Annotated in this window: 22 protein-coding genes; 8 read left to right on the forward strand and 14 right to left on the reverse strand. The window is 69.7% G+C overall.

The annotated features are described in order from the left end of the window. The first annotated feature begins 37 nt into the window (after nt 1–37). A complete protein-coding gene (locus QU603_RS04715; protein WP_308493340.1) occupies nt 38–985 on the forward strand; it encodes a hypothetical protein in 948 nt (315 codons plus the stop codon). A gap of 163 nt (nt 986–1,148) precedes the next feature. On the opposite strand, the gene QU603_RS04720 is transcribed toward QU603_RS04715, so the two are convergent. Beyond that, a complete protein-coding gene (locus tag QU603_RS04720; RefSeq protein WP_308493341.1) occupies nt 1,149–2,471 on the reverse strand; it encodes a bifunctional o-acetylhomoserine/o-acetylserine sulfhydrylase in 1,323 nt (440 codons plus the stop codon). 135 nt (nt 2,472–2,606) lie between these two features. On the opposite strand from QU603_RS04720, the gene QU603_RS04725 reads away from it, so the two are divergent. The 4 genes from QU603_RS04725 to QU603_RS04740 all read left to right on the forward strand — a co-directional run bounded on the left by QU603_RS04725 (nt 2,607) and on the right by QU603_RS04740 (nt 6,620). Next, nucleotides 2,607–3,380, forward strand: a complete 774-nt coding sequence (locus QU603_RS04725) for an SDR family oxidoreductase (protein ID WP_308493342.1) — start codon at nt 2,607–2,609, stop codon at nt 3,378–3,380. Further along, a complete protein-coding gene (locus QU603_RS04730; protein WP_308493343.1) occupies nt 3,377–4,096 on the forward strand; it encodes a type 1 glutamine amidotransferase family protein in 720 nt (239 codons plus the stop codon). The genes QU603_RS04725 and QU603_RS04730 overlap by 4 nt, the downstream gene beginning before the upstream one ends. A gap of 58 nt (nt 4,097–4,154) precedes the next feature. Further along, nucleotides 4,155–4,847 carry a uracil-DNA glycosylase gene (locus QU603_RS04735; RefSeq protein WP_308493344.1) on the forward strand — a complete coding sequence of 231 codons (693 nt, stop codon included), beginning with the start codon at nt 4,155–4,157 and terminating at the stop codon, nt 4,845–4,847. Between the two features lie 210 nt (nt 4,848–5,057). Further along, nucleotides 5,058–6,620, forward strand: a complete 1,563-nt coding sequence (locus QU603_RS04740; protein ID WP_308493345.1) for an HNH endonuclease signature motif containing protein — start codon at nt 5,058–5,060, stop codon at nt 6,618–6,620. A 47-nt stretch (nt 6,621–6,667) separates the two neighbouring features. On the opposite strand, the gene QU603_RS04745 is transcribed toward QU603_RS04740, so the two are convergent. From QU603_RS04745 to QU603_RS04780, 8 genes are all read right to left on the reverse strand, one after another. Further along, nucleotides 6,668–6,976, reverse strand: a complete 309-nt coding sequence (locus QU603_RS04745; RefSeq protein ID WP_308493346.1) for a protealysin inhibitor emfourin — start codon at nt 6,974–6,976, stop codon at nt 6,668–6,670. Beyond that, nucleotides 6,963–8,021, reverse strand: coding sequence for a M4 family metallopeptidase (locus QU603_RS04750; protein ID WP_308493347.1), 1,059 nt, complete (start codon nt 8,019–8,021; stop codon nt 6,963–6,965). The genes QU603_RS04745 and QU603_RS04750 overlap by 14 nt, the downstream gene beginning before the upstream one ends. 50 nt (nt 8,022–8,071) lie before the next feature. Continuing rightward, on the reverse strand, nt 8,072–8,893 hold the full coding sequence (locus QU603_RS04755; RefSeq protein WP_308493348.1) for an ABC transporter ATP-binding protein: 822 nt from the start codon (nt 8,891–8,893) through the stop codon (nt 8,072–8,074). After that, complete coding sequence (locus QU603_RS04760) at nt 8,890–9,678, reverse strand: ATP-binding cassette domain-containing protein (protein WP_308493349.1); 789 nt, start codon at nt 9,676–9,678, stop codon at nt 8,890–8,892. Before QU603_RS04760 ends, QU603_RS04755 begins: the two co-directional genes overlap by 4 nt. Beyond that, nucleotides 9,675–10,589, reverse strand: a complete 915-nt coding sequence (locus QU603_RS04765; RefSeq protein WP_308493350.1) for an ABC transporter permease — start codon at nt 10,587–10,589, stop codon at nt 9,675–9,677. Before QU603_RS04765 ends, QU603_RS04760 begins: the two co-directional genes overlap by 4 nt. Beyond that, nucleotides 10,586–11,536, reverse strand: coding sequence for an ABC transporter permease (locus QU603_RS04770; protein ID WP_308493351.1), 951 nt, complete (start codon nt 11,534–11,536; stop codon nt 10,586–10,588). The genes QU603_RS04765 and QU603_RS04770 overlap by 4 nt, the downstream gene beginning before the upstream one ends. Continuing rightward, entirely contained in the window at nt 11,533–13,038 is a 1,506-nt protein-coding gene (locus QU603_RS04775; RefSeq protein WP_308493352.1) for an ABC transporter substrate-binding protein, read from the reverse strand. The genes QU603_RS04770 and QU603_RS04775 overlap by 4 nt, the downstream gene beginning before the upstream one ends. A gap of 120 nt (nt 13,039–13,158) precedes the next feature. Further along, on the reverse strand, nt 13,159–14,121 hold the full coding sequence (locus tag QU603_RS04780; protein ID WP_308493353.1) for an alpha/beta fold hydrolase: 963 nt from the start codon (nt 14,119–14,121) through the stop codon (nt 13,159–13,161). An 89-nt stretch (nt 14,122–14,210) separates the two neighbouring features. Here QU603_RS04780 and QU603_RS04785 point away from each other — a divergent pair, with 89 nt between their 5' ends. After that, the gene (locus QU603_RS04785; protein ID WP_308493354.1) at nt 14,211–14,693 is read left to right on the forward strand and encodes an SIP domain-containing protein; all 483 of its coding nucleotides are present in this window, start codon (nt 14,211–14,213) and stop codon (nt 14,691–14,693) included. 16 nt (nt 14,694–14,709) lie between these two features. On the opposite strand, the gene QU603_RS04790 is transcribed toward QU603_RS04785, so the two are convergent. The 4 genes from QU603_RS04790 to QU603_RS04805 form a co-directional block, all read right to left on the reverse strand. After that, the gene (locus tag QU603_RS04790; protein ID WP_308493355.1) at nt 14,710–15,165 is read right to left on the reverse strand and encodes a Fe-S oxidoreductase; all 456 of its coding nucleotides are present in this window, start codon (nt 15,163–15,165) and stop codon (nt 14,710–14,712) included. After that, nucleotides 15,162–16,016, reverse strand: coding sequence for an arginase family protein (locus tag QU603_RS04795; protein WP_308493356.1), 855 nt, complete (start codon nt 16,014–16,016; stop codon nt 15,162–15,164). The genes QU603_RS04790 and QU603_RS04795 overlap by 4 nt, the downstream gene beginning before the upstream one ends. A 91-nt stretch (nt 16,017–16,107) precedes the next feature. Then, entirely contained in the window at nt 16,108–16,893 is a 786-nt protein-coding gene (locus QU603_RS04800; RefSeq protein ID WP_308493357.1) for a PspA/IM30 family protein, read from the reverse strand. A 54-nt stretch (nt 16,894–16,947) separates the two neighbouring features. Further along, a complete protein-coding gene (locus tag QU603_RS04805; protein WP_308493358.1) occupies nt 16,948–18,942 on the reverse strand; it encodes a TPM domain-containing protein in 1,995 nt (664 codons plus the stop codon). Nucleotides 18,943–19,069: 127 nt separating this feature from the next. Here QU603_RS04805 and QU603_RS04810 point away from each other — a divergent pair, with 127 nt between their 5' ends. Continuing rightward, a complete protein-coding gene (locus QU603_RS04810) occupies nt 19,070–19,909 on the forward strand; it encodes a DUF3097 family protein (RefSeq protein WP_308493359.1) in 840 nt (279 codons plus the stop codon). Nucleotides 19,910–19,944: 35 nt separating this feature from the next. After that, entirely contained in the window at nt 19,945–20,682 is a 738-nt protein-coding gene (gene trmB, locus QU603_RS04815; protein ID WP_370655328.1) for a tRNA (guanosine(46)-N7)-methyltransferase TrmB, read from the forward strand. 3 nt (nt 20,683–20,685) lie between these two features. On the opposite strand, the gene QU603_RS04820 is transcribed toward trmB, so the two are convergent. Continuing rightward, on the reverse strand, nt 20,686–21,633 hold the full coding sequence (locus QU603_RS04820; RefSeq protein WP_308493360.1) for an NADP-dependent oxidoreductase: 948 nt from the start codon (nt 21,631–21,633) through the stop codon (nt 20,686–20,688). Nucleotides 21,634–21,711 lie beyond the last annotated feature (78 nt).

Below are 21,711 nucleotides of genomic sequence, written 5' to 3' on the forward strand. Positions count from 1 at the left end.
CGCGAGAGTGTCGGAGCCCGCGCGTAACGTCGCGGTCATGGACGAGGTGATGGAATATCTGCTCGCCGGTGACCCGGCGATCCGTTGGCAGGCGATGAGCGATCTCACCGACGCCGCGCCGGAGGAGATCGCCGCCGAGCGTGCGCGTGTGGCAGCGGAGGGGTGGGGCGCTCGGCTGCTGGCCGAACAGGCCGCTGACGGGCTCTGGGACGGCGGTGTCTACCGTCCCGGCTGGGCCGACGAGTCCCGGCCGATGTACGACGCGTGGACCGCGACCCATTTCAGCCTTCAGCAGCTCGTCGATCTCGGTGTCGACCCCGGCGACCCCCGCGTCCGGCAGGCCATCGCCCGGGTGCGCGAGAACGTGCGGTGGGATCACGCGGGTGAGCGATACTTCGACGGCGAGACCGAGCCCTGCGTCAACGGCGTGGTGATGACGGTCGGTGCCTACTTCGGTGAATCCGTCGACACCGTGGTCGACAGCGCTCTGGCCGGCCGGCTGCCCGACGGCGGCTGGAACTGCTGGGCCGACTACGGCGCGACGGTGGCCTCCCTGCACTCGACCATCTGCGTGCTGGAGGGGCTGTGGGCGTGGGAGCAGGCGACGGGAGGCACCGCGGCCTCGCGTGCCGCACGGCACGACGCCGAGGAGTACCTGCTGGAGCGGCGGCTCTTCCAGCGCCGGAGCACGGGCGAGGTGATCGACCCGCGATTCACCCTGGCCTCGTACCCGGTGCGCTGGTACTACGACGTGCTGCGCGGGCTGGACTACCTGCGGCGTGCTCGGCCCGAGCGCGACCCGCGCTGCGCTCCTGCCGTGGAGCTGGTGCGCTCTCGGCGCGGCGCCGACGGCCTGTGGCGCCTCGAGAACACGCACGAGGGTCCGACGCTGTTCGACATGGAGGGGGAGCGGGAGGGATTCCCGAGCCGCTGGGTGACGCTGCGTGCCCTCCGGGTGCTGCGGTGGTGGGATGCCTCGGCCTGACGCGCGACGCCGGGTCGCACGATCGGTGCCGGACGACGGATGCCCCGCCGCGACCTGAGTGAACAGATCGGGCGGGGCATCCTGTCCCTGAGGAGGGGTTCTGTGTCTCTGTGGATCAGAGTCGACGCGGTTCAGAGTCGACGCGGTTCAGAGTCGGCGCGGCTCAGACCCGCGCGGCCTCGCGCACCTCGTGCGCGGCTGCCAGGGCCTGCTCGAGGTCGGCCTTCAGGTCCTCGACGTTCTCCAGGCCCACCGACAGGCGCACCAGGCCCGGCGTCACACCGCTGGAGAGCTGCTCTTCGGGCGAGAGCTGCGAGTGCGTCGTGGACGCGGGGTGGATCACCAGCGAGCGCACGTCCCCGATGTTGGCGAGGTGGCTGAACAGCGTGAGGGCGTCCACGAACGCGCGGCCTGCGTCCACGCCGCCGGTCAGTTCGAACGAGAACACGGCGCCGGCGCCCTTGGGCGTGTACTTCTTGGCGAGCGAGTACCACGGCGAGCTGGGCAGGCCCGCGTAACTGACCGAGGCGACGTCGTCGCGCGCCTCAAGCCACTCGGCGATCTCCTGCGTGTTCTGCACGTGACGCTCCATGCGCAGCGACAGCGTCTCGATGCCCTGGATCAGCTGCCAGGCGCTGTTCGGCGAGATCGCGGGGCCGAGGTCGCGCAGCAGCTGCACGCGCGCCTTGATGATGTAGGCGATGGCGTCGCCGAGCACACCGCTGTAGCTGACGCCGTGGTACGACGGGTCGGGCTCGGTCAGGCCCGGGAAGCGGTCGGCGTGCTGCGACCAGGGGAAGGTGCCGCCGTCGACGATCGCGCCGGCGATCACGGTGCCGTGGCCGCCGAGGAACTTCGTGGCCGCGTGCACGACGATGTCGGCGCCGTGCTCGAACGGACGCAGCAGATACGGAGTGGCGATCGTGTTGTCGATGATCAGCGGAACCCCGGCCGCGTGCGCGATGTCGGCGACGGTGCGGATGTCGAGGACGTTGATCTTCGGGTTGCCGATCGATTCGGCCAGGAACAGCTTGGTGTTCGGCTTCACGGCGGCGCGCCATGCCTCGGCGTCATCCTGGTCCGAGACGAACGTCGTGGAGATGCCGAGCCTTTCCAGCGTGTAGCGCAGCAGGTTGTAGGTGCCGCCGTACAGTGCCGACGAGGCGACCACGTGGTCGCCGGCGCTGGCGATGTTGAGGATGGCGAGGGTCACCGCCGACATCCCGGATGCCGTCAGCAGCGCGGCGGTGCCGCCTTCGAGCGCGGCGAGCCTCTGCTCGACGACGTCCTGTGTCGGGTTCTGGATGCGCGTGTAGATGTTGCCGGACTCGGCCAGCGAGAAGAGGTTCGCCGCGTGCTCCGTGTTCTTGAACACGTACGACGTGGTCTGGTAGATCGGTGTGGCGCGTGCCCCGGTGACCGGGTCGGGCTGTGCGCCGGCGTGGATCTGGGCGGTTTCGAAGCGCCAGTTCTCGGGTGCAGACATCGGATGCTCCTCGGGTATCGGGTCGACCAAGGCGGGTAGGACGACGCTCCCGAGAGTACGGAAGGCCCTGCGTGTCAACAACGAGCCCGGAATATGACGTAATGTTCGCCGGGGCCGACTCGGTACGGTTGATCCATGACCAGACGTGCAGTGGTGACCGGGGCGAGTTCAGGGATCGGCGAGGCGACCGTGCGGGCCCTGAGGGCGACAGGATGGGATGTCGTGGCCGTGGCACGACGGGCGGGCAAGCTCGCCGAGGTCGAGGCCGCCACGGGGGCGACGGCCTTCGCCGCAGATCTCACGCGGCAAGAGGACGTGGACGCACTCGCCGGCTGGCTCGGCGAGACAGGTCCGGTCAACGCGGTCGTGCAAGTCGCCGGCGGCGCCCGCGGCACCGACCGGGTCGAGGACGGCCGCCCCGAGGACTGGCAGTGGATGTTCGACGCGAACGTCCTGGGCACGCAGCGGCTCATCGCCGCTGTGCTGCCGCTGCTGCGCCGCGCCGCGGCATCCGCCGGTCACGCCGACACGCTGTTCGTCACCTCGACAGCTGCGCTGGACGCCTACCCGGGCGGCGCCGGCTACAACGCGGCCAAGGCCGGCGAGGCCATGCTCGCGCACGCCCTGCGACTCGAACTGAACGGCGAGCCGATCCGTGTGATCGAGATCGCGCCGGGACTCGTGCACACCGAGGAGTTCTCGCTGAACCGTCTGCGCGGGGATCAGAGTGCCGCGGACCGCGTCTATGCGGACGTTCCCGCGCCGCTCACGGCCGACGACGTCGCGGACGTGATCGCCTATGCGCTGAACGCGCCGGGGCACGTCAACCTCGATCTGGTCACGATGCGCCCGGTGGCCCAGTCCGCCGCGCACCTGCTCGCCCGCGGTCCGCTCGAAGTGCGCGAGTGAGCGTCCACCTGGTCGGCGGCGGCTGGCAGGACGAGCCCGACGGCAAGGCCTACCGCGCTTTCGTGGCCGAGGCCACCGCGCGCGGGGTCACCGCCGGACGCGACGTCCCGAGGATCGCGGTGATCTCGGTGCGCGACGGCGACGGGCACGAGCACGCCGCCAAGCTGATCGCCCACGCTGCGGCCGGTGGTGCGTTCGACCCGGTCGTCACCGCCGGAGACCTCGACGATGAGATCCCGGTGACCGCCTTCGACGACGTGGACGCGATCATGATCGGCGGGGGACTGACCCCTGTGTATCGCGACCGCATCGAGCCGCACTTCGACCTGATCCGTGCACGGGTGCTCGCAGGGGTTCCCTACCTCGGCTTCTCGGCCGGGTCGGCCATCGCCTCATCGCGGGCGGTCGTGGGCGGGTGGCGCGTCGGGGGAGTGGAGGTCGCGCCCGAAGACGCCGGCGAAGACCTCGACGAGCTCAGCGTGCTGCCGGGGATCGGTCTGGTCGACATCTCCATCGACGTGCATGCCGCGCAGTGGGGCACGCTGTCGCGCCTGATCGCCGCCGTCGAGGCCGGTGTGGTGGATGCTGGAGCCGCGGTCGACGAGAACACGGTGCTGATCGCCGGCAGCGGCGCGCTGCGCGTAGCGGGGTCAGGCAGCGTCTGGAGCGTCACACGCACCGACCAGGGAGTGCTGGTGCGGACGCTGGGCGCCTGAGCGCCGGCCGAAGACGAGCATGGGCGGCGCGCGGGGTGCCCGCGTCTACGCTGGAGTTGTGGCGATGACTCTTCCCGAATTGGCCGACGCCGGCCTCATCGACGCCGGTTGGGCGCAGCGGCTGGAGCCCGTCAGTGGCGACATCGCCGCCATGGGCGAACGGCTGCGTGCCGAGGTCGCGGCGGGCAAGCACTATCTGCCGGCCGGTGACCGCGTGCTGCGCGCGTTCGCGCGGCCGCTCGCAGAGGTCAAAGTGCTCATCGTCGGCCAGGACCCGTATCCCACGCCTGGGCATCCGATCGGGCTGTCCTTCGCCGTCGACCGGCATGTGCGGCCGCTGCCGCGCAGCCTCGCCAACATCTATCAGGAGCTGGGCGACGACCTCGGCATCCCGCCGGCGACCCACGGGGACCTGTCGGCATGGAGCGACCAGGGAGTCATGCTGCTGAACCGTGTGCTGACGGTTGCGCCGGGGGCCCCGGCATCCCATCGGGGCTGGGGATGGGAGAAGGTCACCGAGCATGCGATTCGCTCACTCGTGGACCGCGGCGGCCCGCTGGTGGCGATCCTGTGGGGGAGGGATGCCGCGAACCTGCGTCCGCTGCTCGGTCAGACACCGATCATCTCGTCCGCGCATCCGTCGCCGCTGTCGGCGCACCGCGGGTTCTTCGGCTCGAAGCCCTTCTCCCGTGCCAACGCACTGCTCGCGCAGCAGGGCGCAGCCCCGGTCGATTGGCGCCTGCCCGACTGACGTTCTCGGGGCGCGCACTGTCGGCTGTCGCTGTTAGGTTCGACAGTGTGCTCAGTGGATCGATGGTTTGTCGAATGGCTTCTGTCCCGCGGCGATGTGTACAAGCCGGCTGTCATTGGCAAACCCGACGACGATCACTCTTGACTAGCCGAAGGTATCTTCGATAGTATTGGTGATATCGATCATCCGGGAGGGAGGCCGTCGATGTCAATGGATGAGGGCTTGTCTCCGGTGCTGGTGGAGTTGGATGAGTTGGTGGGTGATCTGACCGCGTCGCGGGAGCGGGCGGCGCGGATGTTCGCGGCGGAGATGTTCTTCTTCGAACAGGTCGCCGGGATCGTCGAACGCCGGGAGGCGGAGCGTGCCGCGGTCCATGAGGGGGCGATCACCCGGAGTTCGCAGTTGGGGATGCGGGAGGTGTTCGCCGAGATCGGTGCCGCACTCAAGCTCAGCGAATGGCAGGTCGCGCGGAAAGTGTCCTCGGCGTGGACGTTGATGCACCAGTTCCATGAGACGCTGTGCGACGCGAGCTGCGGGGTCTTCTCCGGGGAGCACGCGATGCTGATCGCCGACGCGGGGACGGTGATCGAGAACGCGAGGATCCGGGCGGAGTTCGAACGGATCGCGCGGGAGCTGGCGGCCGAGCTGACGCCGGGGCAGTTGAAGGCGGCCCTGGCCGGGCTGGTGCAGCGCCTGGACCCGGAAGGCTGCGAGAGGCGGGTGCGGGACGCGGTGGCACGCCGGAAGGTCACCGCCCGGGAGATCGAGCCGGGTCTGACCCGGATCACCGCGGATGTGCCCACCACCCAGGGTGCGGGCATCATCGACCGGATCCGGGCGATGGCCACCGAACTGCACGACCAGAACACCACCGCCAAGGCCGATGCCGAAGCCGCCGCTGCTGACGTTGCGGCGCAGAAGGCCGCGGCGGAGAAGGCCGTGGCGGAGAAGGCCGTGGCGGAGAAGGCCGCGGCGGACGCCGCGGCCACGGCTGACGCTGCGGCCAAGGCTGATGGCGCCGAAGCTGCGGGCGCCGGTACTACCGAAGCCGCCGCCAGCGAAGCCAGCGTCGATGGCGAGGATGTGGATGCGGATGCTGTGGTGTTCGATGAGCGCACGCACACGCAGATCATGGCCGACGTGTTCTGCGACCTGCTGCTGACCGGGAACACGCACGGGCACGGCACCACCGACGCGGGCAGAGACGCGGTCAACAGCATCGTCCCGACCGTGCACGTGACGATCCCTGCCGCCACCCTTGCCGGGGCCACGGTCGGCGGGGCCGCGGTGGACGGGTTCGGACCCATCGATACCGACACCGCCCGACACCTTGCCGGGCTCGCGAAAACATGGGTGCGGGTGTTCACCGACCCGTGCTCCGGGATCCCGATCAGCGTGGACCGGTACCGGCCCAGTAAGAAACAGAAACTGTTCCTGCAGGTCCGGGACCGGCACTGCCGGTTCCCCGGCTGCCGGCGCCCCGCCCAAACCTGCGATATCGACCACACCATCCCGTACGCGCAGGGCGGGCCGACGTGCCTGTGCAACCTGGAACACTTCTGCAAGAGGCATCACACCGTCAAACACGACACCGACTGGTCGGTCGAGCAACTCCCCGGTGGGATCCTCCGGTTCACCGCCCCCACCCGACGCGTCCACACCACCAGACCACCCGGGACCGTCAGATTCACCCCGGTACAACTGATCGACCCTGACCCGCACCTGAAACACCAGTTCGCACAACAACTCGCCGACAACCCCGCACCCTACTGACCCGCGCAGCCCGAAGCGTCGCGAACGAGCGACGCGGCCGGACAGGTTCAGCGCCCGGGCGTGCTCTCGAACGATTGCACTTCGCAGACGAGGTCGCGCCAGGCTCCGTGCAAGTGCGTCTCGGGCAGTTCCGCGCGGCGATTGTCGTCGCCCAGGCGTGCTTCGATGCGCCAGACGAACCGGTCCGCCCCCGCGTCGGGGATTGCCGTAGCGTCCTCGTCGTCCCAGGGACATTCCTTGACGAGCGTGATCCAGTGCGGCGCCTGGTCGCGGGTGGGTTCGGCTGTCCATTCGCGGCGGATGCCGGCGAAGCCTCCGGTGCGCACGACCGTCACAACGACGTCAGGGCCTGTCATCCTTCAGTACGCCGACACTGGTCCACGCGGTGCGGACGGCGGCGGCCTCCTCTGAGGTCTCACCGTACTCCGCGTGCGCCACCGTCAGGGTGGCGTTCGCGAACGTCGTGAAGTCGGCGCTCGTGGGCAGGGTGCCCGCTGTCACCGTCTTGTACCAGACCAGGCCCGCACGCTCCCACGCCTTGCCGCCCAATGCGGTCGCGAACAGGTAGAAGGCGTGATTCGGAATGCCGGAGTTGATGTGCACGCCGCCGTTGTCGTCGGTGGTCTGCACGTAGTCGGCCATCGTCGCCGGCTGCGGGTCTTTGCCGAGCACGGGATCGTCGTACGCGGTGCCGGGCGCTTTCATCGATCGAAGGGCGACTCCGTGGATGCCCGGTGCGAGCACACCGGCGCCGATCAGCCACGATGCCTGGTCTGCCGACTGGCCCTCGGTGAACTGCTCGGTCAGCGCACCGAAGACATCCGAGATCGACTCGTTCAGCGCCCCCGACTGACCCTGGTAGTCCAGGCCACCGCTTGCTTCGGTCACGCCGTGCGTCAGTTCGTGCGCGATCACCGTGATCGATCCGGTGAACCCGGCGAAGACGTCGCCGTCCCCATCGCCGAACACCATTCGCTCGCCGTTCCAGAAGGCGTTGTCGTAGTCGTGGCCGTAGTGCACCGTCGCCTCCAGAGGCAGGCCGCGACCGTCGATCGAGTCGCGCTGGTAGGCCTCCCAGTAGAACTCGAACGTCTCGCCGAGGCCGTCGAAAGCCTCGTTGACCGTCGTGTCGCCGACCGGCGGCTGCTCCTCGGTGCGCACCGTCGTGCCCGGCAGGTTCTCGGTGCCCTGCGCATCGGTGATCGTTCGGTCCGGCGACGGCTCGGCGCGGGCGACGAGCTCCCCGTCCTCGACGCTCAGCTCGAGCTGGGCTCGGTGCGGGCGGTACTCCCGCGGTGCCACGAGAGTGCGGCGTGCCGCCCGGGCCGCGCGCGCCAAGTGCGGCTGGTCGGCCTGGGCCACGCGGTCGAGAAGGAACGGGGGAACGATGCCGTAGTGCATGCTCTGACCGTATCGCCCGGCCGCGACATCCGGCCGTGACGCCGCCGCGCTCACGCGTCCGGGTCGATCACCGGAATCGACGCCAGAAGGCGCCGCGTGTAGGCGACCTGGGGCTCGAGCAGGACCTTCTCGGTCGGTCCCTCTTCGATGATGCGGCCGTCCTTCATCACCACGACCTCGTCGCACAGGTTCTGCACGACGCCGATGTCGTGCGAGACCATCACGATCGACAGGCCGTCGCGTTCGCGCAGTCGCGCGAGCACCTGCAAGATCTGCGCGCGCACCGTGACATCCAGCGCCGACAGCGGTTCGTCGCCCACCAGCAGCCGTGGGCGGTGCACGATCGCACGGGCCAGGGCGATGCGCTGGCGCTGCCCGCCCGAGAATTCGTGCGGATAGCGAGTGACCATCTCGGCGTCCAGCCCGACGTCGGCGAGCACCTCGCGCACACGCTCGCGCCTGCCGTCGGAGCCGGGAGTGCCCGATCCCGACAGCCCCAGGGCCCACAGCGGCTCGCCCACGATGCGCCCCACGCTCATGCGCGGGTCCAGCGACGCGTACGGGTCCTGGAACACGATGCCCGTCTCGCGGCGCAGCCAGTGCAGGGATCGTGCACGGGCCGTGGCATCCACTCTGCGCCCGTCGAACGCGACCCATCCCGCCGTCGGGGTGTCCAGGCCCAGCAGCAGCCGCACGAGCGTCGACTTGCCCGAACCGGACTCGCCGATCACACCCACCGCCGATCCTTCGCGCACATCGATGTCGGCGTCGTCCAGGGCGGTGGTGAACGTGCGGTGCTCGAAGAGGGTCTTGCGCGCGACCGTGAAGCGGCGCGTGAGGCCGCGGGCCTGCAGAAGAAGGGATGCCGTCATGCTCGGCCCTCCGGCTTCCACAGCGTCGCGGTGGCATCGCGCAGCAGGCCCCGCGTGACCGGCGACTGCGGTTCGGTCAGCAGCCGGCGCACCGGGGCCGATTCGACGACGTGCCCGTGCTCGAGCACGACCCCGTCGGATGCGATCTGTGACAGCACGGCGAGGTCGTGCGTGATGAAGATCAGCGACATGCCGTCGTCGTCGACGAGGCTGTGCAGGAGGTCGAGGATCTCGGCCTGGATCGTCACGTCCAGCGCCGTGGTCGGTTCGTCGGCGATGAGCAGCCGCGGTCGGCACGCGAGCGCCATAGCGATGGCGACCCGCTGGCGCTGCCCGCCCGACAGCTGGTGCGGGTAGCGGTCGATGATCCGCTCCGGGTCAGGCAGGGCGACGCGCGCGGCCTCGGCGATCGCACGCCGCCGGGCATCGGGTCGGCTGATGCGTTCGTGGATGCGGATCGCCTCGGCGATCTGTCGCCCGGCGGTGCGGATCGGGTTCAGCGCGGTGCGCGGCTCTTGGAAGACGATGCCGATCTCGTCGCCGCGCAGCTGTGCCAGCCGTCGGTCGGGCATGCCGACCAGCTCCTGGTCGTTCCAGCGGACACTGCCGCTGGCCTGTGCGCCGTCCGGCAGCAGCCCGAGGATCGCCAGGGCCGTCAGCGACTTGCCCGACCCGGATTCGCCGATCAGCCCCAGACGCTGCCCGTCGGCGACATCGAAGCCCACGCCGTCCACGACCCGCGTGCCGGCGATGTCGACGGCCAGGTCCCGCACCCGAAGACTCATGCGACCACCCCCGGCTGCGACATCCGCTCTGGGGTTGCGCGGGCCTGCGAGAGTGTGGGATCCGTCGCCTCGCGCAGGGCGTCGCCCAGCAGGTTCATGCCCAGCACCGTGAACGTGATCGCAAGCCCCGGCCACAGCACCGACAGAGGATGCACCGTCAGATACTGCTGCAGCTCTGCCAGCAGCAGGCCCCAGCTGGGGGCGGTGACCGGTGCGCCCACCCCGAGGTACGACAGCCCCGCCTCGGCCAGCACCGCCACCGCCATTCCCCACGACAGCTGCACGATGAACACGGGCGCGACGTTCGGCAGCAGGTGCCGGTACAGGTTCTGCGCGGTCGAAAGGCCCGACGCGGTGCCGGCCAGCACGAAGTCGCTGTGGCGCACGCGGCGAAGCTCGGGCCGGGTGACGCGGGCGATGTTCACCCCGAAACCGATGCCCACCGCCCAGATCACGACCCACAGCGAGCGGCCCCACACGCCGGCGATCATCAGCGCGATCAGCAGCACGGGGAACGCGATCAGGATGTCGACGAGCACGGCCACCGACTCGCGCATCCACCGCGCGGTGAGGGCGCCCATCGCCGCCAGCGCGATGCCGAGCACCGAGGCGATCACCGCAGAGCCGATCGCGACGAACACGGTGGTCTGGGCCCCCGTCATGACAAGGGAGAGGATGTCGCGGCCCGACCCGTCGGTTCCGAGGAGATGGGGCCAGCTCGGGCTGAGCCAGCGGGCGGCGATGTCCACGTGCTGCGGGTCGAAGGGCGTCCACAGCAGCGACACCGCCGCGGTGAGCACGATGACGGCGGCCACGATCAGCCCGAACCGACCGGTGGACAGTCGCCACAGGCGGCGCAGCCAGCCGGGCCGCTCCCGCGCCGGCGCCCGATGCGTGGTCTGTGCGCTCATGCCGCCTCCCGCTGCCGGGGGTCGATCGCGCGGTGCACGAGATCGACGACGAAGCCGACGATCAAGACGAACCCGGTGAGCACGAGCAGTTCGCCCTGCACCTTGATGAGGTCGCGGTTGCCCACATCGGCCACGAGCATGCGCCCGATGCCGGGCAGCGAGAACAGCTGCTCGATGACGACCGAGCCGACGATGATGCCGGCCACCTGCAGGCCGAGCACGGTGATCACCGACAGTGCCATGTTCGGCAGGCCATGGCGGATGAGCGCCTGGTTGCGGGTCAGGCCCTTCGCCGCCGCCGTGCGCACGAAGTCCTGCCCGACCGCCTGCAGGGTCGCGCTGCGCACGAACCGCAGCAGCATGGCGCCCTCGACCAGGCCGATCGTCAGGGCCGGCAGCAGGAGGGCGCGCAGCGCGAGGCCCGGCTGCTGCCAGCCCGCGCGGGGAAAGCCCTGAGCGGGCAGCCACCCCAGCCACACCGCGAACACCACCACGAGCATCATGCCCGCCCACACCACCGGCACCGCGGCGATCGCCTGCGAAGCGACGTTCAATGATGTTCCGCCGGCGCGTCCGCGCAGGATCGCCGAGAGCACGCCGAGGGGAACGGCGATCACCAGCGCGATGCTCATTGCCAGAAGGCCCAGCGGCACCGTGACCTGCGCTTTCTGCACGAGCTGGTCCCAGACCGGTGAACCTGTCAGCAGCGACCTGCCGAAGTCGCCGTGCAGCACGCCGCCGATCCAGCTCAGATACTGCGACGTCAGCGGCGTGTCCAGACCGAGATCGGCGCGGATGGCCTCGACCTGCGCGGGCGTGCTGTTGGTCCCCGCGATCAGCTGTGCGACGTCTCCGGGCAGCACCCGCAGGGTGAAGAAGATGAGCGCACTGGCCACGAACAGGCCCACCAGCAGGAGGGCCAGTCGGGTCAGCGCGTAGCGGGTCACCCCTTGCTCTTGGCGATCTCGGCCACGTTCAGGCGTTCGTTGACGTTCACCGAGGGCACCCCGGTGATGTCGGTGGCTACGCCCAGAACCGATGCGCCGTTGTAGACCCAGTCGGCGGCCATGTCTTCGGAGACGATTCGTGCAGCCTGGCGCAGGTAGCCGGCCGCCGCCTCATCGGTGGTCGCCCCCAGCGACTCCTGGTACAGCTGCTGCACCTTGGGGTTGTCGTAGGTGAAGTAGTAGTCGGGGTTCGCCCAGTTCTCGAAGTCGCGTGCCTCGGTGTGCAGCACGAAGCTGAGTTCGTAGTCCTTGTTGACGTACACGTCGTTGAGCCAGGTCGGGAACTCGACGGCGTTGACCTTCAGCGTGATGCCGACCGCGTTCAGGTCCGAGACGAGGATCTGCGGGATCGTCGTGCCGTAGCCGTTGTAGATCGTGAGGGTCAGCGTGATGTCTTTCGCGCCCGCTTCGGCGAGCAGCTTCTTGGATGCTGCGGGGTCGTACGGTGCGACCGAGGAGAGGTCTTCGTACCCCGGGTCGAGTTCGGGGATGGGGCCGAACATCGTCTGGCCCGAGCCGAGCGCTTCGATCACGGCCTTGTGGTCGATGGCCTGCCGGATCGCCTGGCGCACGCGCTTGTCTTTCAGCCACTGGTTGTGGCTGTTCATGGCGAGGGTGCCCTTGTCGGTCGACTTGCCCAGCACCAGCCTGAAGTCGCCGTTCTGCTCGAGCTGCTTCTTCAGGTTCGCGTCGAATCCGGTCAGCACGTCGACCTCGCCGGCCTGTGCGGCATTGAGCGCCGCCTGGTTGTCGGGGATGTAGTCGAAGACGATCTCTTTGGCCTTGGCAGGTTCACCCCAGTACTTGGCGTTGCGCTCGAACGTGATCGAGTCGCCCTGCTTCCAGTTGGACAGCGTGAACGGACCGGTGCCGTTGGCCTGGGTCTTGTAGTCGACCTTGTCGCCCTTCTTGAGGATGATCCCGGCGCGGCCGGACAGGTTCCACAGCAGCTGCGAATCGGGCTGCGCCATCGCGATGGTGATCTTCTGACCGTCAGCGGTGATGGATTTCACCCGCGAGAGGCGGTCGGAGTCGGTCCACGTCGCCTGCGTCTTGTGCTGCGTCAGCGACCACACCACGTCGTCGGGGGTGAGCTTCTGCCCATCGTCGAAGGTGACGCCTTCGCGCAGCGTGAAAGTGTAGGTCAGGCCGTCGGGCGAGGCAGTGTATTCGCTGGCCAGTGCCGGGACGATCTTCTGCTCGGGGGTGCGCGAGACCAGCCCCTGATAGACGTTGTCGATCAGGATCTGGTCGAGTGCGGCGCCGGCGGTCTGCCGGATGTCGAGGTTGCTCGGCTCGAGCACCAGCCGGATCGCGACCGAGGCGTCGGGGTCGGGAGTGCCGGTCGCGCTCGGCTGTGGGCCGGCCCCGCTGCACGCGGTCAGCACGAGAGTCGAGGCGGCGACCAGGGCGACTGCGGCCGCCAGAGAGCGTCGAAGCATGGGGAGAAGATCCTTTCGCGGGCTGCCGACCAGCCTAGAGGGAGCGCGCGGGCGGCACCGTTTCGTGTCAGGTGAACGCAACACAGCCGTTAAGTGCCGGAGGGACCTGCGCATTCCTGCTCAGCGCAGCACATCGCGCAGCATGCCACCGAGTCGGACGGGTATCTCCTCTTGCACGTTGTGGCCGGTGGGAACGGTGGTGACCGTCGCGGCGGGCAGTCGGCGGCGGAATTCGGCGGCCTCGTCGTCGGTCACGTAGCCGCGGTCGCCGCGGATGAGCGTAACCCCGCCGGGCACCTCCGCTGCTGCGGTGCCCAGGTCTGCCCACAAGGCGTCGGTGAGCACCGCGCCCACCGCGTTCTGACGTTCGGCGGTTGCGCGCGCGGCGTCGGGGTCGGCGGCGAGCGCGTTCGCGACGTGCGCGAAGTGGTGCTTCCACTCCACGCGGCCGTCCGGACGGATCCGCGAGTTCAGGTACACGCCGCGGGTGGCGGCCTCTCGAGTGCCGCCCAGGCCGAAGCTCAGCGCACGCTCGACGAGCTCGTCACGGCTCGCCCAGTCGGTGGGCCCGGCGAAGAACTGAGCGATCTGCTGCGCGTTGCCGTTCGGGTCGATGCCGGGAGTGATGTCGACGACGACGAGTGCGCGCACGAGGTCGGGGGCGGATGCCGCGACCGCGGCGGCCGTCAGGCCGCCCAGCGACTGGCCGACCAGCAGCTGCGGGCGATCGGTCCAGGCACGGATGCCTGACACGACGTCCGGTGCCAGGGTCGATGCGACATAGGCGGCGTCGTCGCGCCAGGAGGAGTCGCCGTGGCCGGGCAGGTCGATCGCGAGTGCGGGCAGGCCCAGCGCCAGGATCGTGGTGTCCCACGTGTGGGCGTTCAGCCCCGCGCCGTGCAGGAACGTGACCTGGGGCACGGCATCCGGTTCGTCTGCCGGTGCATACCGCAGTGCACTGAGCACGCGACCGTCGGACAGGGTCAGCTCTCGGCGCTCGCCGTGGGGGAGCGGGCCGGGCAGATCGTTGTCGGCGGCCTGCTCGGGCAGGAACGAGAACTCGTCGAAGGCGTCGTCGGTCACGCGCTCATTCTGCCAGGCGGTGCGCGATCCGGTAGCAGCCGTCGAAGTGAGGTAAGGCATGCCTATCTTTGCCGTAGACTGACGTGGTCATGACCGTTTCCGCAGCCTCCGCCACTCAGACCGCCGCCGCGCCCACGAGCGCCGTCGCGCGTCGCATCGCGCGTCGTGGCCTGGTCCAGTACCTGGTGGCCACCGACGAGACGGCGCTGGCGCAGACGCAGGCACTGCTGGCCACGCTGCCGCTGTGTGCGACCGGGCGGGTGTTCATCGAGGTGCCGGATGCCTCGTGGATCGGCCGGCTGCAGGCCCCGGGACGGATGACGGTCACCTGGCTCGACCGCTCGGCTCGCCGGGGCGCTCCCGGTTCGGGAGCCTCGTGCCGCCGCGGTGCAGCGCTGACCCGTGCGGTGACCGCATGGGCCGACGAGATGATGTGCACCGACGGTGACCACACCCAGGTGTTCGTCTCGGGCGGCTACCTCGGTGCCGCCGAGATCGTCGACCACCTGGTCGAGCGGCTGGGCCGTGCGCGCGAGAGCGTGCACACGCCCCGCGAGTACCGGCTTAACTGAGCGAACCGACGGCTCGTCACGCCCCGCGCGGCACGTAGTTGCCGTCTTCGAGGCCCGCCTCGATCTCGAAGCGGTTGCGCAACGGATTGCTGCCGGCGAACAGGTACAGCAGCGGCATGAGCACGCCGTAGCGCTCCCACTGCCGCGCGTGCACCGCCTCGTGGGTGAGCACGTGTTCGGTGGGCTCTTCGTCGCCGGTGAGGAAACAGCGCCCGACGCATACACCGCCGCGGCGGAAGGCCCACGCCGGCAGCCCCCGGAACACCCAGAGCCGGCCGTACCGCTCCACGCGACCGGTGCTCCAGATGCTGCCCCACAGCCACCCCACCGTCGTGCCGTACCAGGCGCCCGCGCGGCTGAACCGCGAATCGAGCAGGAACCCGGGGATCAGCCGGTCCAGAAGTCGGCCGCGGGCGACGGCACGGTCCGCGCGGCACCGCCAATCCGCCGGGGGAGCGGGGATCGGACTCACGCGAGCGCCCCGACCAGACGCAGGATCGTGCCGAGATCTTCGACCGCAGCAGCGGGAGAGGCGGGCGAGAACTCCGTGATCGCCGCCGCGCGCAGGGGAACCTCGGCGCGCACGGCGCCGATGCACGCGATCAGGGCCGCGGCATCCAGCCCGAACGGTTCGGGGCTGGCAAGGCCCGTCATCGCACCGGGGTCGAGCACGTCCACATCGACATGGATGAACACGCTCGTCGCGCCGCGCTCGCGCACGGCGGCCACGAGAGAGGCGGGCGTCAGATCGTCGGTGGTCAGGATGCCGATGCCCAGTCGCTGTGCGACCTCGGCCTCGGCGGGCTCGATCGCGCGCACGCCGGCCAGCAGCAGCTGCGATGCTGCCAGCCCGTGCTCGGCGGGCCGCGGCACGGCGTCGTCGAGCAGGGCGCGCACGGCCATCGTGTCGAACGCACCGGTGGGTGAGGTGGTGGTGTCGTGCAGATCGGCGTGGGCGCTGAACCACACCACGACCGCACCGGGGTCGAGCTCACCGCGGGTGGCCCCGGTCGCCGCCAGCGCCGCAGTGGTGGCCACACCGCCGTCGCCGCCGACGGTCAGCACGATCTCATCGTGGGCACCGTCGACGTGTTCGCCGAGGATCTCGGCCAGCGCTGTCAGGTGCATCCGCGCGACGCGTTGCAGAGCGCTCAGACGATGCACGCCCGAGTCAAGCGATTCGCCGGCCTCGACGGGAACGTCGACGGTGACGCTCGCCGTCCGCGGAAGGTCTCCGGCGATCGCTGCGGCGCCGTCGATGAGCTGCATCGCCCGAGATGAGGACGAGCCCTGCCACTGCGGCACTACGAGAAAACGGGTCACGACTGCCCCCTTGAGCGCTGTTCAGACTCTATCGCGCGCACCATCGGCGGGCCCGGATCTTCTCGGATCCGAGCCCGCCGACGGCGTGTGGTCACTGGCCGGGCGTGTACGGAGCAGTGGGAGCGTCGATGGCCGCAGCGGCAGGAGCCGCCGCCACCGCCGGCTTGTCGCCGGACTTCAGCGCCGCAAGGCGCGCCTCGACCTCGGTGAGCTCTCCGAGATCGTCCAGCTGATTGAACTGCGCGTCCAGGCTCGAGGCGGCGAGCTCCTGCTTGCCCTGCGCGAGCGCCTCTTCCCGCCGGATCTTCTCCTCGAACCTGCCCAGATCGCTGGTCGGGTCCATGACGTCGATGGACTTGACGGCATCGGCGACCTTGTTCTGGGCTTCGGCGGTCTTCTGCCGGGCGACCAGTTCTGCCGCCTTCGCGTTCAGCTCCTGGTACTTCTGCTTCATGCCGTTCAGGCCGGTTTTGAGCTTCTCGACTGTCTCGTTCTGCGAGGCCAGCTGAGGCTCTGCGGCCTTCGCTTCGTTCTCGGAGCTGATCTGACGCTGCAGGGCGACCTTGGCGAGGTTGTCGAACTTGTCGGCGTCGGCGGTGTTGCCCGCCCCGCGCAGCTGATCGGCCTTCTTGGACGCGGCCAGCGCCTTGTTGCCCCATTCGGTGGCGGCCTGCACGTCCTCGGCGTGGTCGCGCTCGAGCAGACGCAGGTTGCCGATCGTCTCAGCGATGGCCGATTCGGCATCGGAGATGTTGTTCGCGTAGTCGCGCTTGAGCTGGTCGAGCATCTTCTGTGGGTCTTCAGCCGAGTCGAGCATCGCGTTGATGTTCGCGCGCACGAGTGTCGAGATGCGGCCGAAGATGGACTGCTTTGCCATCTGTTTTCCTTTCCGGGTCACGGTGTCAGGTCGTGGAGGTCAGAATCTCGGCGGTCAGAACCGACCACCCCCTCGACGGCTGCGTGTTCCGCCGCCGCCGAAACTGCCGGGGCTGAATCCGCCGCCGGAGCCGCCGGACGATCCGCCGAATCCGCCGAATCCACCGCCGAACCCGCCGCCGCGGCTGCCGCCGCCGAGCAGGGAGTTGATGAGGATGCCGCCCAGCACGGCACCCATCACGTTGCCGCCGCCCTGCGAGGCGCCGGCCTGCTGCCCGCCGAAACCGGCGTTGAACCCGCCGACGTCGCTCTGTGCGAGCTGCAGGGCCTGGCCGGCGAGCTGGTCCGCGCGCTGAGCGTGCTGCAGCGCTTGGTCGGGATCGGCGGCCTGCAGCTGTCGGGCCTGCACGAGCTCGGCGCCGGCCTGCGCGAGCCGCGTGCGCGCGTCGGCTCCGATGGCGCCTCGGCGCGCTGTGATGTAGTCCTCGGCAGCCGAGACCTGTGCCTGGGCCTGCATCATGACCTGCCCGATCATCTGCTGTGCGCGCTGGGCGCGGGCCGCGGCGTCTCGTGCGCCTCTCACGACGCCGTCGATCTGCGTGTTGACCGCTTCGAGAGCCTTGAGAGTGGCGAGAGGATGCCGCTTGGCGCCCGCGATGTCTGCTTTGGCCGCGTCGACCTGTGTGCGGGTGGCCGCCGTCACCGTCGCGATGCGTCCGTCTGCATCGGGCAGTGCCGAGGCGGCCGCCAGGTCGCCTTCGAGGTCGGTGATCATGGTGGCGATGGTCTTCTCGCCCTCGGCCAGGTCGGCACCCAGCTTGCCGATGGCCTGCTGCAGTGACTGCGCCTGATCGACTGCCTGTTCGGCGGAACGGATCGCGACGGCGGCCTGCCCGCCCGATCCCGCCGCCAGCGCCTTCTGCGCCGCCGCGATCTGCTCGTCGCCGAACGCGAGGCGCCGGTGTGCCTGGTCGATGTTGTCGGTCACGGTGGCCAGTGCCTCGGGGGCGTACGACGCCGCCAGCTCCTGCAGCCGGGCGGCAGCGGCATCCGTTCCTGCGGCCACCTCGGTGCGCTGCTGCTGGAGCGTGGCCAGCGCCTCGGGGGCGTTCTGCTCGAGCTTGCGAAGCTCATCGAATGCCGCAGCCTTCTCGTCGAGCAGCTGTCCGGCCTGCGCGCACAGCTGGATGATGCGCGCGTTCCAGCTGCGCGTGTCGGCTTCGGTGTCTTCGGTGGCGTCGTCGAGCTTCTGCTTCAGTCCGAACGCCTCATCGAGGTTCGCCTTGGCCTGCGTGAGCGCGGCGGCGAACTCGGTGGTCGCATCGTCGCCGAATTGGGCACGGGCGAAGCCGAGCTCCTGGTCGCTGGTGCGCACGGCGTCGTCGGTCTGCACGAGGGCCGACCCGGCACGTCGAGCGAGCTCCTTCGTGTCGAGCTGCTCCAGCGCGGGGCCCGAACCGGCCGTGCCGGTCTTCTTGCGCCGCGAGCGCACGATCAGCCAGATCACGACGGCGAGGATCGCGAGGATGATGAGCGCGATGACCACGCCGCCGATCCACCCGCCGCCCGAGCCGCCCTTCAGCTCGGAATGGAATCCGGCGGCGGCGGTCGTTATGGCACCCAGGTAGTCGCCGTCAGACAGCTTCGGCTTGATCGAGGCCTCGATCGAGGCGAGCTGCGCGTTGCTCAGCGGGCCGCTGTCGTCGGCCGAGATGGTGAACTGTCGGCTCTGGGTCGCCACCGCCAGCAGGTACTGCGTGCTGCCGAGGCCGTTCTCGTCGGCCACCGTGTTCGCCCAGTCCTGACGGTCGTCGGGGTTGGTGAAGGTGTCGACGAACACGACGTACAGATCCACCCCGGTGGCGTCGTACAGGTCGTCCAGCGCCGCCTCGGCGGCGGCGGTCTGACCGGAATCGAGTGCATTGACGTCGTCGACCACGTAGCCCTGGCCGAGCGACACGGGGTCGGTGGCGGAGGCAGCGCCGGCCGTTGCGATCACCGCTGCCACAGAGGCGGCGGCAGCGACGGCCAGCAGTCGACGTAGGCGCATCGGTTCCTCCCCATCGATGTCACTCCTGCCCGCGAGTCTATTCAGATGAGCACGCACTCGGAAAGCGGTGCGTCGGTCCCGTCCCGGCCGGCGTGGCCGGGATAGGCTCGGCGCTTCGGGAGGCGAGATGGACGATCGCTATGGCACCGATGTGCTGTCGGCCGGATGGCGCGAGCAATTCCGCAAGACGCTGCCGAGAGTGCCGGCAGACCGCGACACGGTCATCGAGGTCGCCGACGATGGGTTCTGCGGTGCGGTCACCGGCTGTGCCAAGGGATTGGTCGAGCTCGAGGACCGGCATGGGCGCACGCGCGTGTTCGCGCTCGGCCCCGGCTTTCTCGTCGACGGTCAGGCGGTGATCCTGACCGCGCCCACGCCCGTGCAGGCCGCAGCGCCTCGGCGCACGGCATCCGGTTCCTTCGCCGCCGAAGACGCGCGTGCCCGCGTGGCGCGTGCCAGCCGCATCTTCGTCGAGGGCCGGCACGACGCAGAGCTCGTCGAGAAGGTGTGGGGCGACGATCTGCGCGCCGAAGGCGTCGTGGTCGAATATCTGCAGGGCGTCGACCTGCTGGATGCCGCGCTGCGCGACGACCCGCCGTCGGCCACGCGCCGGTACGGCGTGCTCGTGGACCACCTCGTGCCCGGCTCGAAAGAGGCCCGCATCGCCGAGGCGGTCCTGCGCGGGCCGCACGGCGCGCACCTGCGGATCGTCGGTCACCCCTTCATCGACGTGTGGCAGTGCGTGACCCCGACGGCGCTGGGCATCTCGGCATGGCCGGTCATTCCGCGAGGCATCGAATGGAAGGTGGGGGTGTGCCGGGCCTTCGGCTGGCCGGCAGAGGACCAGGCCGACATCGCGCGTGCCTGGCAGCACATCCTGTCGCGGGTGCATTCGTTCCGCGATCTCGAGCCCGCGCTGCTCGGCCGGGTCGAAGAGCTCATCGACTTCGTCACCGAACAGCCGTGAGGCGGGCCGCAGCTCACCGCGCATACCCTTGAGCTGTGTCTGACACCGACCCCGAACCCGCCGAGCCGCGCACGTTCCGCGACCACCCCGTGTCGTTCGTGCGCCGCAGCGGACGGATGAGCGACGGGCAGGAGCGCGCCTGGCAGGAGCTCGCGCCGCAGTACCTGGTCGACGTGCCTCGCGACATCGCTTCGACCAGTGTGGCGCGCGACGCACGGTTCGACCCGGCGACCGTGTACGGGCGCACTGCGCCCCTGATCGTGGAGATCGGGTCGGGTCAGGGCCATGCGATCGTACACGCGGCATCCACTCGTCCTGACGTCGACTTTCTCGCCGTCGAGGTGTTCCGCGCGGGGCTTGCGCGCACGATGAAGGATGCCGCGGCCGCAGGGGCGGCCAACCTTCGGCTGGTCGAGGCTAACGCACCCGAAGTGCTGCAGCATCTGCTGCCGGCGGGGTCGGCCTCGGAAGTGTGGGTGTTCTTCCCCGACCCCTGGCACAAGAAGCGGCACACGAAGCGGCGGCTGATCACCGCTGAGTTCGCCGGCATCGCGGCCGCGGCCCTGCGCCCGGGCGGCATGCTGCGCCTGGCCACCGACTGGGAGGACTACGCCGTGCAGATGGTCACGGTGATGGATGCCGCGCCCGGCTTCGCGCGCGCCTTCGAGGGCGAGTGGGCCGAGCGTTTCGACGGGCGCGTGATGACCGCGTTCGAGCGCAAGGGCATCGAGAGGGGTCGCGACATCCGTGACCTGGCCTACCGCCGGGCGTGACTGTCAAGGCCGCAGAACGACCTTGCCGTGGGCGGCGCGCGAGAGGCTGAGTCCGGCAGCGGATCGCCAGTCGTCGAGTGCGAAGGCGCGTGCGATCGGGAGGCGGAATTCACCGCGCGCGGCTTTCGCCACGTAGTCGGGCATCGGGTCCGTCGGAAGTCCGCCGCCGCCCCGAAGAAGATCGAGGTTCACGACGGCGCCGAGCTCCCGCGCGTCCGCGTGGTTGCTGACCGTGAACACGTGGCCGGGGTCACCGGCGATGGCGATGAGCGCCGGGATGGTTCCCACGGTGCTGGGCGCCGCATCGAGGACGAGGTCGATGGCGCCGTCGGCAAGAGCCCGCACCCGGTCGCCCATGCCCGCGCCGTAGGCAGTGACTTTCGCTCCGAATCCCTCGAGGTCGGCGGCGAGTGCCCGGCCCGCCGTCGCGATGACGGTGGCACCGCGCTCGCGTGCGACCTGGACGGCGGCGTACCCCACCATGCTTCCGGCGCCGTGGACGAGCAGAGTCGTGTGTGCGTCTACTCCCATGGCGTCGAGGGTCCAGACAGCGGTCTGGACGACCGTCCGCAGCACGGCCGCCTGCACGGGATCGAGGCCCGCCGGCACGCGCGTCCATGAGGCGAGGATCGCGTAGTCTGCAGCACCGGCGCTCTCCTGTTCCGCGACGTCCGCGGCACCCGCAACGAGATCGCCGACCGAGACGTCGTCGACCCCGTCGCCGATCGCGTCCACGACGCCTGCGACATCGCAGCCGATGCCGCGGGGCAAAGTGCCACGCAGAAAACCACGGCACAATTCCCAGTCCGCCGGATTGAGCCCGGTGGCGAGCACTCGGACGCGCAGGCGTCCGGGCGCCGGATCGAAGATCTCGATGCGCTCCTCGCGCAGCACGTCGAGGGGTTCTCCGTACTCGTGGAAGCGGACGACTCGAGAAGAGACGGTGGCCATGGCGACTCCTTGCATCGACGACATACATTCTGTCAGTCACTGACATTATCACTTTGCGTCAGTCGCTGACACAGTCTG

It is taken from the genome of Microbacterium terrisoli, assembly GCF_030866805.1.
Taxonomy (GTDB): Bacteria; Actinomycetota; Actinomycetes; order Actinomycetales; family Microbacteriaceae; genus Microbacterium; species Microbacterium terrisoli.

Coding starts and splice junctions, on each gene's coding strand:
- QU603_RS04765 (WP_308493350.1), bottom strand. CDS start 10,589: ATGAGCGCACAGACCACGCATCGGGCGCCGGCGCGGGAGCGGCCCGGC.
- QU603_RS04805 (WP_308493358.1), bottom strand. CDS start 18,942: ATGCGCCTACGTCGACTGCTGGCCGTCGCTGCCGCCGCCTCTGTGGCA.
- QU603_RS04720 (WP_308493341.1), bottom strand. CDS start 2,471: ATGTCTGCACCCGAGAACTGGCGCTTCGAAACCGCCCAGATCCACGCC.
- QU603_RS04740 (WP_308493345.1), top strand. CDS start 5,058: ATGGATGAGGGCTTGTCTCCGGTGCTGGTGGAGTTGGATGAGTTGGTG.
- QU603_RS04810 (WP_308493359.1), top strand. CDS start 19,070: ATGGACGATCGCTATGGCACCGATGTGCTGTCGGCCGGATGGCGCGAG.
- QU603_RS04715 (WP_308493340.1), top strand. CDS start 38: ATGGACGAGGTGATGGAATATCTGCTCGCCGGTGACCCGGCGATCCGT.
- QU603_RS04785 (WP_308493354.1), top strand. CDS start 14,211: ATGACCGTTTCCGCAGCCTCCGCCACTCAGACCGCCGCCGCGCCCACG.
- QU603_RS04760 (WP_308493349.1), bottom strand. CDS start 9,678: ATGAGTCTTCGGGTGCGGGACCTGGCCGTCGACATCGCCGGCACGCGG.
- QU603_RS04820 (WP_308493360.1), bottom strand. CDS start 21,633: ATGGCCACCGTCTCTTCTCGAGTCGTCCGCTTCCACGAGTACGGAGAA.
- QU603_RS04775 (WP_308493352.1), bottom strand. CDS start 13,038: ATGCTTCGACGCTCTCTGGCGGCCGCAGTCGCCCTGGTCGCCGCCTCG.
- QU603_RS04800 (WP_308493357.1), bottom strand. CDS start 16,893: ATGGCAAAGCAGTCCATCTTCGGCCGCATCTCGACACTCGTGCGCGCG.
- QU603_RS04745 (WP_308493346.1), bottom strand. CDS start 6,976: ATGACAGGCCCTGACGTCGTTGTGACGGTCGTGCGCACCGGAGGCTTC.
- QU603_RS04750 (WP_308493347.1), bottom strand. CDS start 8,021: ATGCACTACGGCATCGTTCCCCCGTTCCTTCTCGACCGCGTGGCCCAG.
- QU603_RS04755 (WP_308493348.1), bottom strand. CDS start 8,893: ATGACGGCATCCCTTCTTCTGCAGGCCCGCGGCCTCACGCGCCGCTTC.
- QU603_RS04725 (WP_308493342.1), top strand. CDS start 2,607: ATGACCAGACGTGCAGTGGTGACCGGGGCGAGTTCAGGGATCGGCGAG.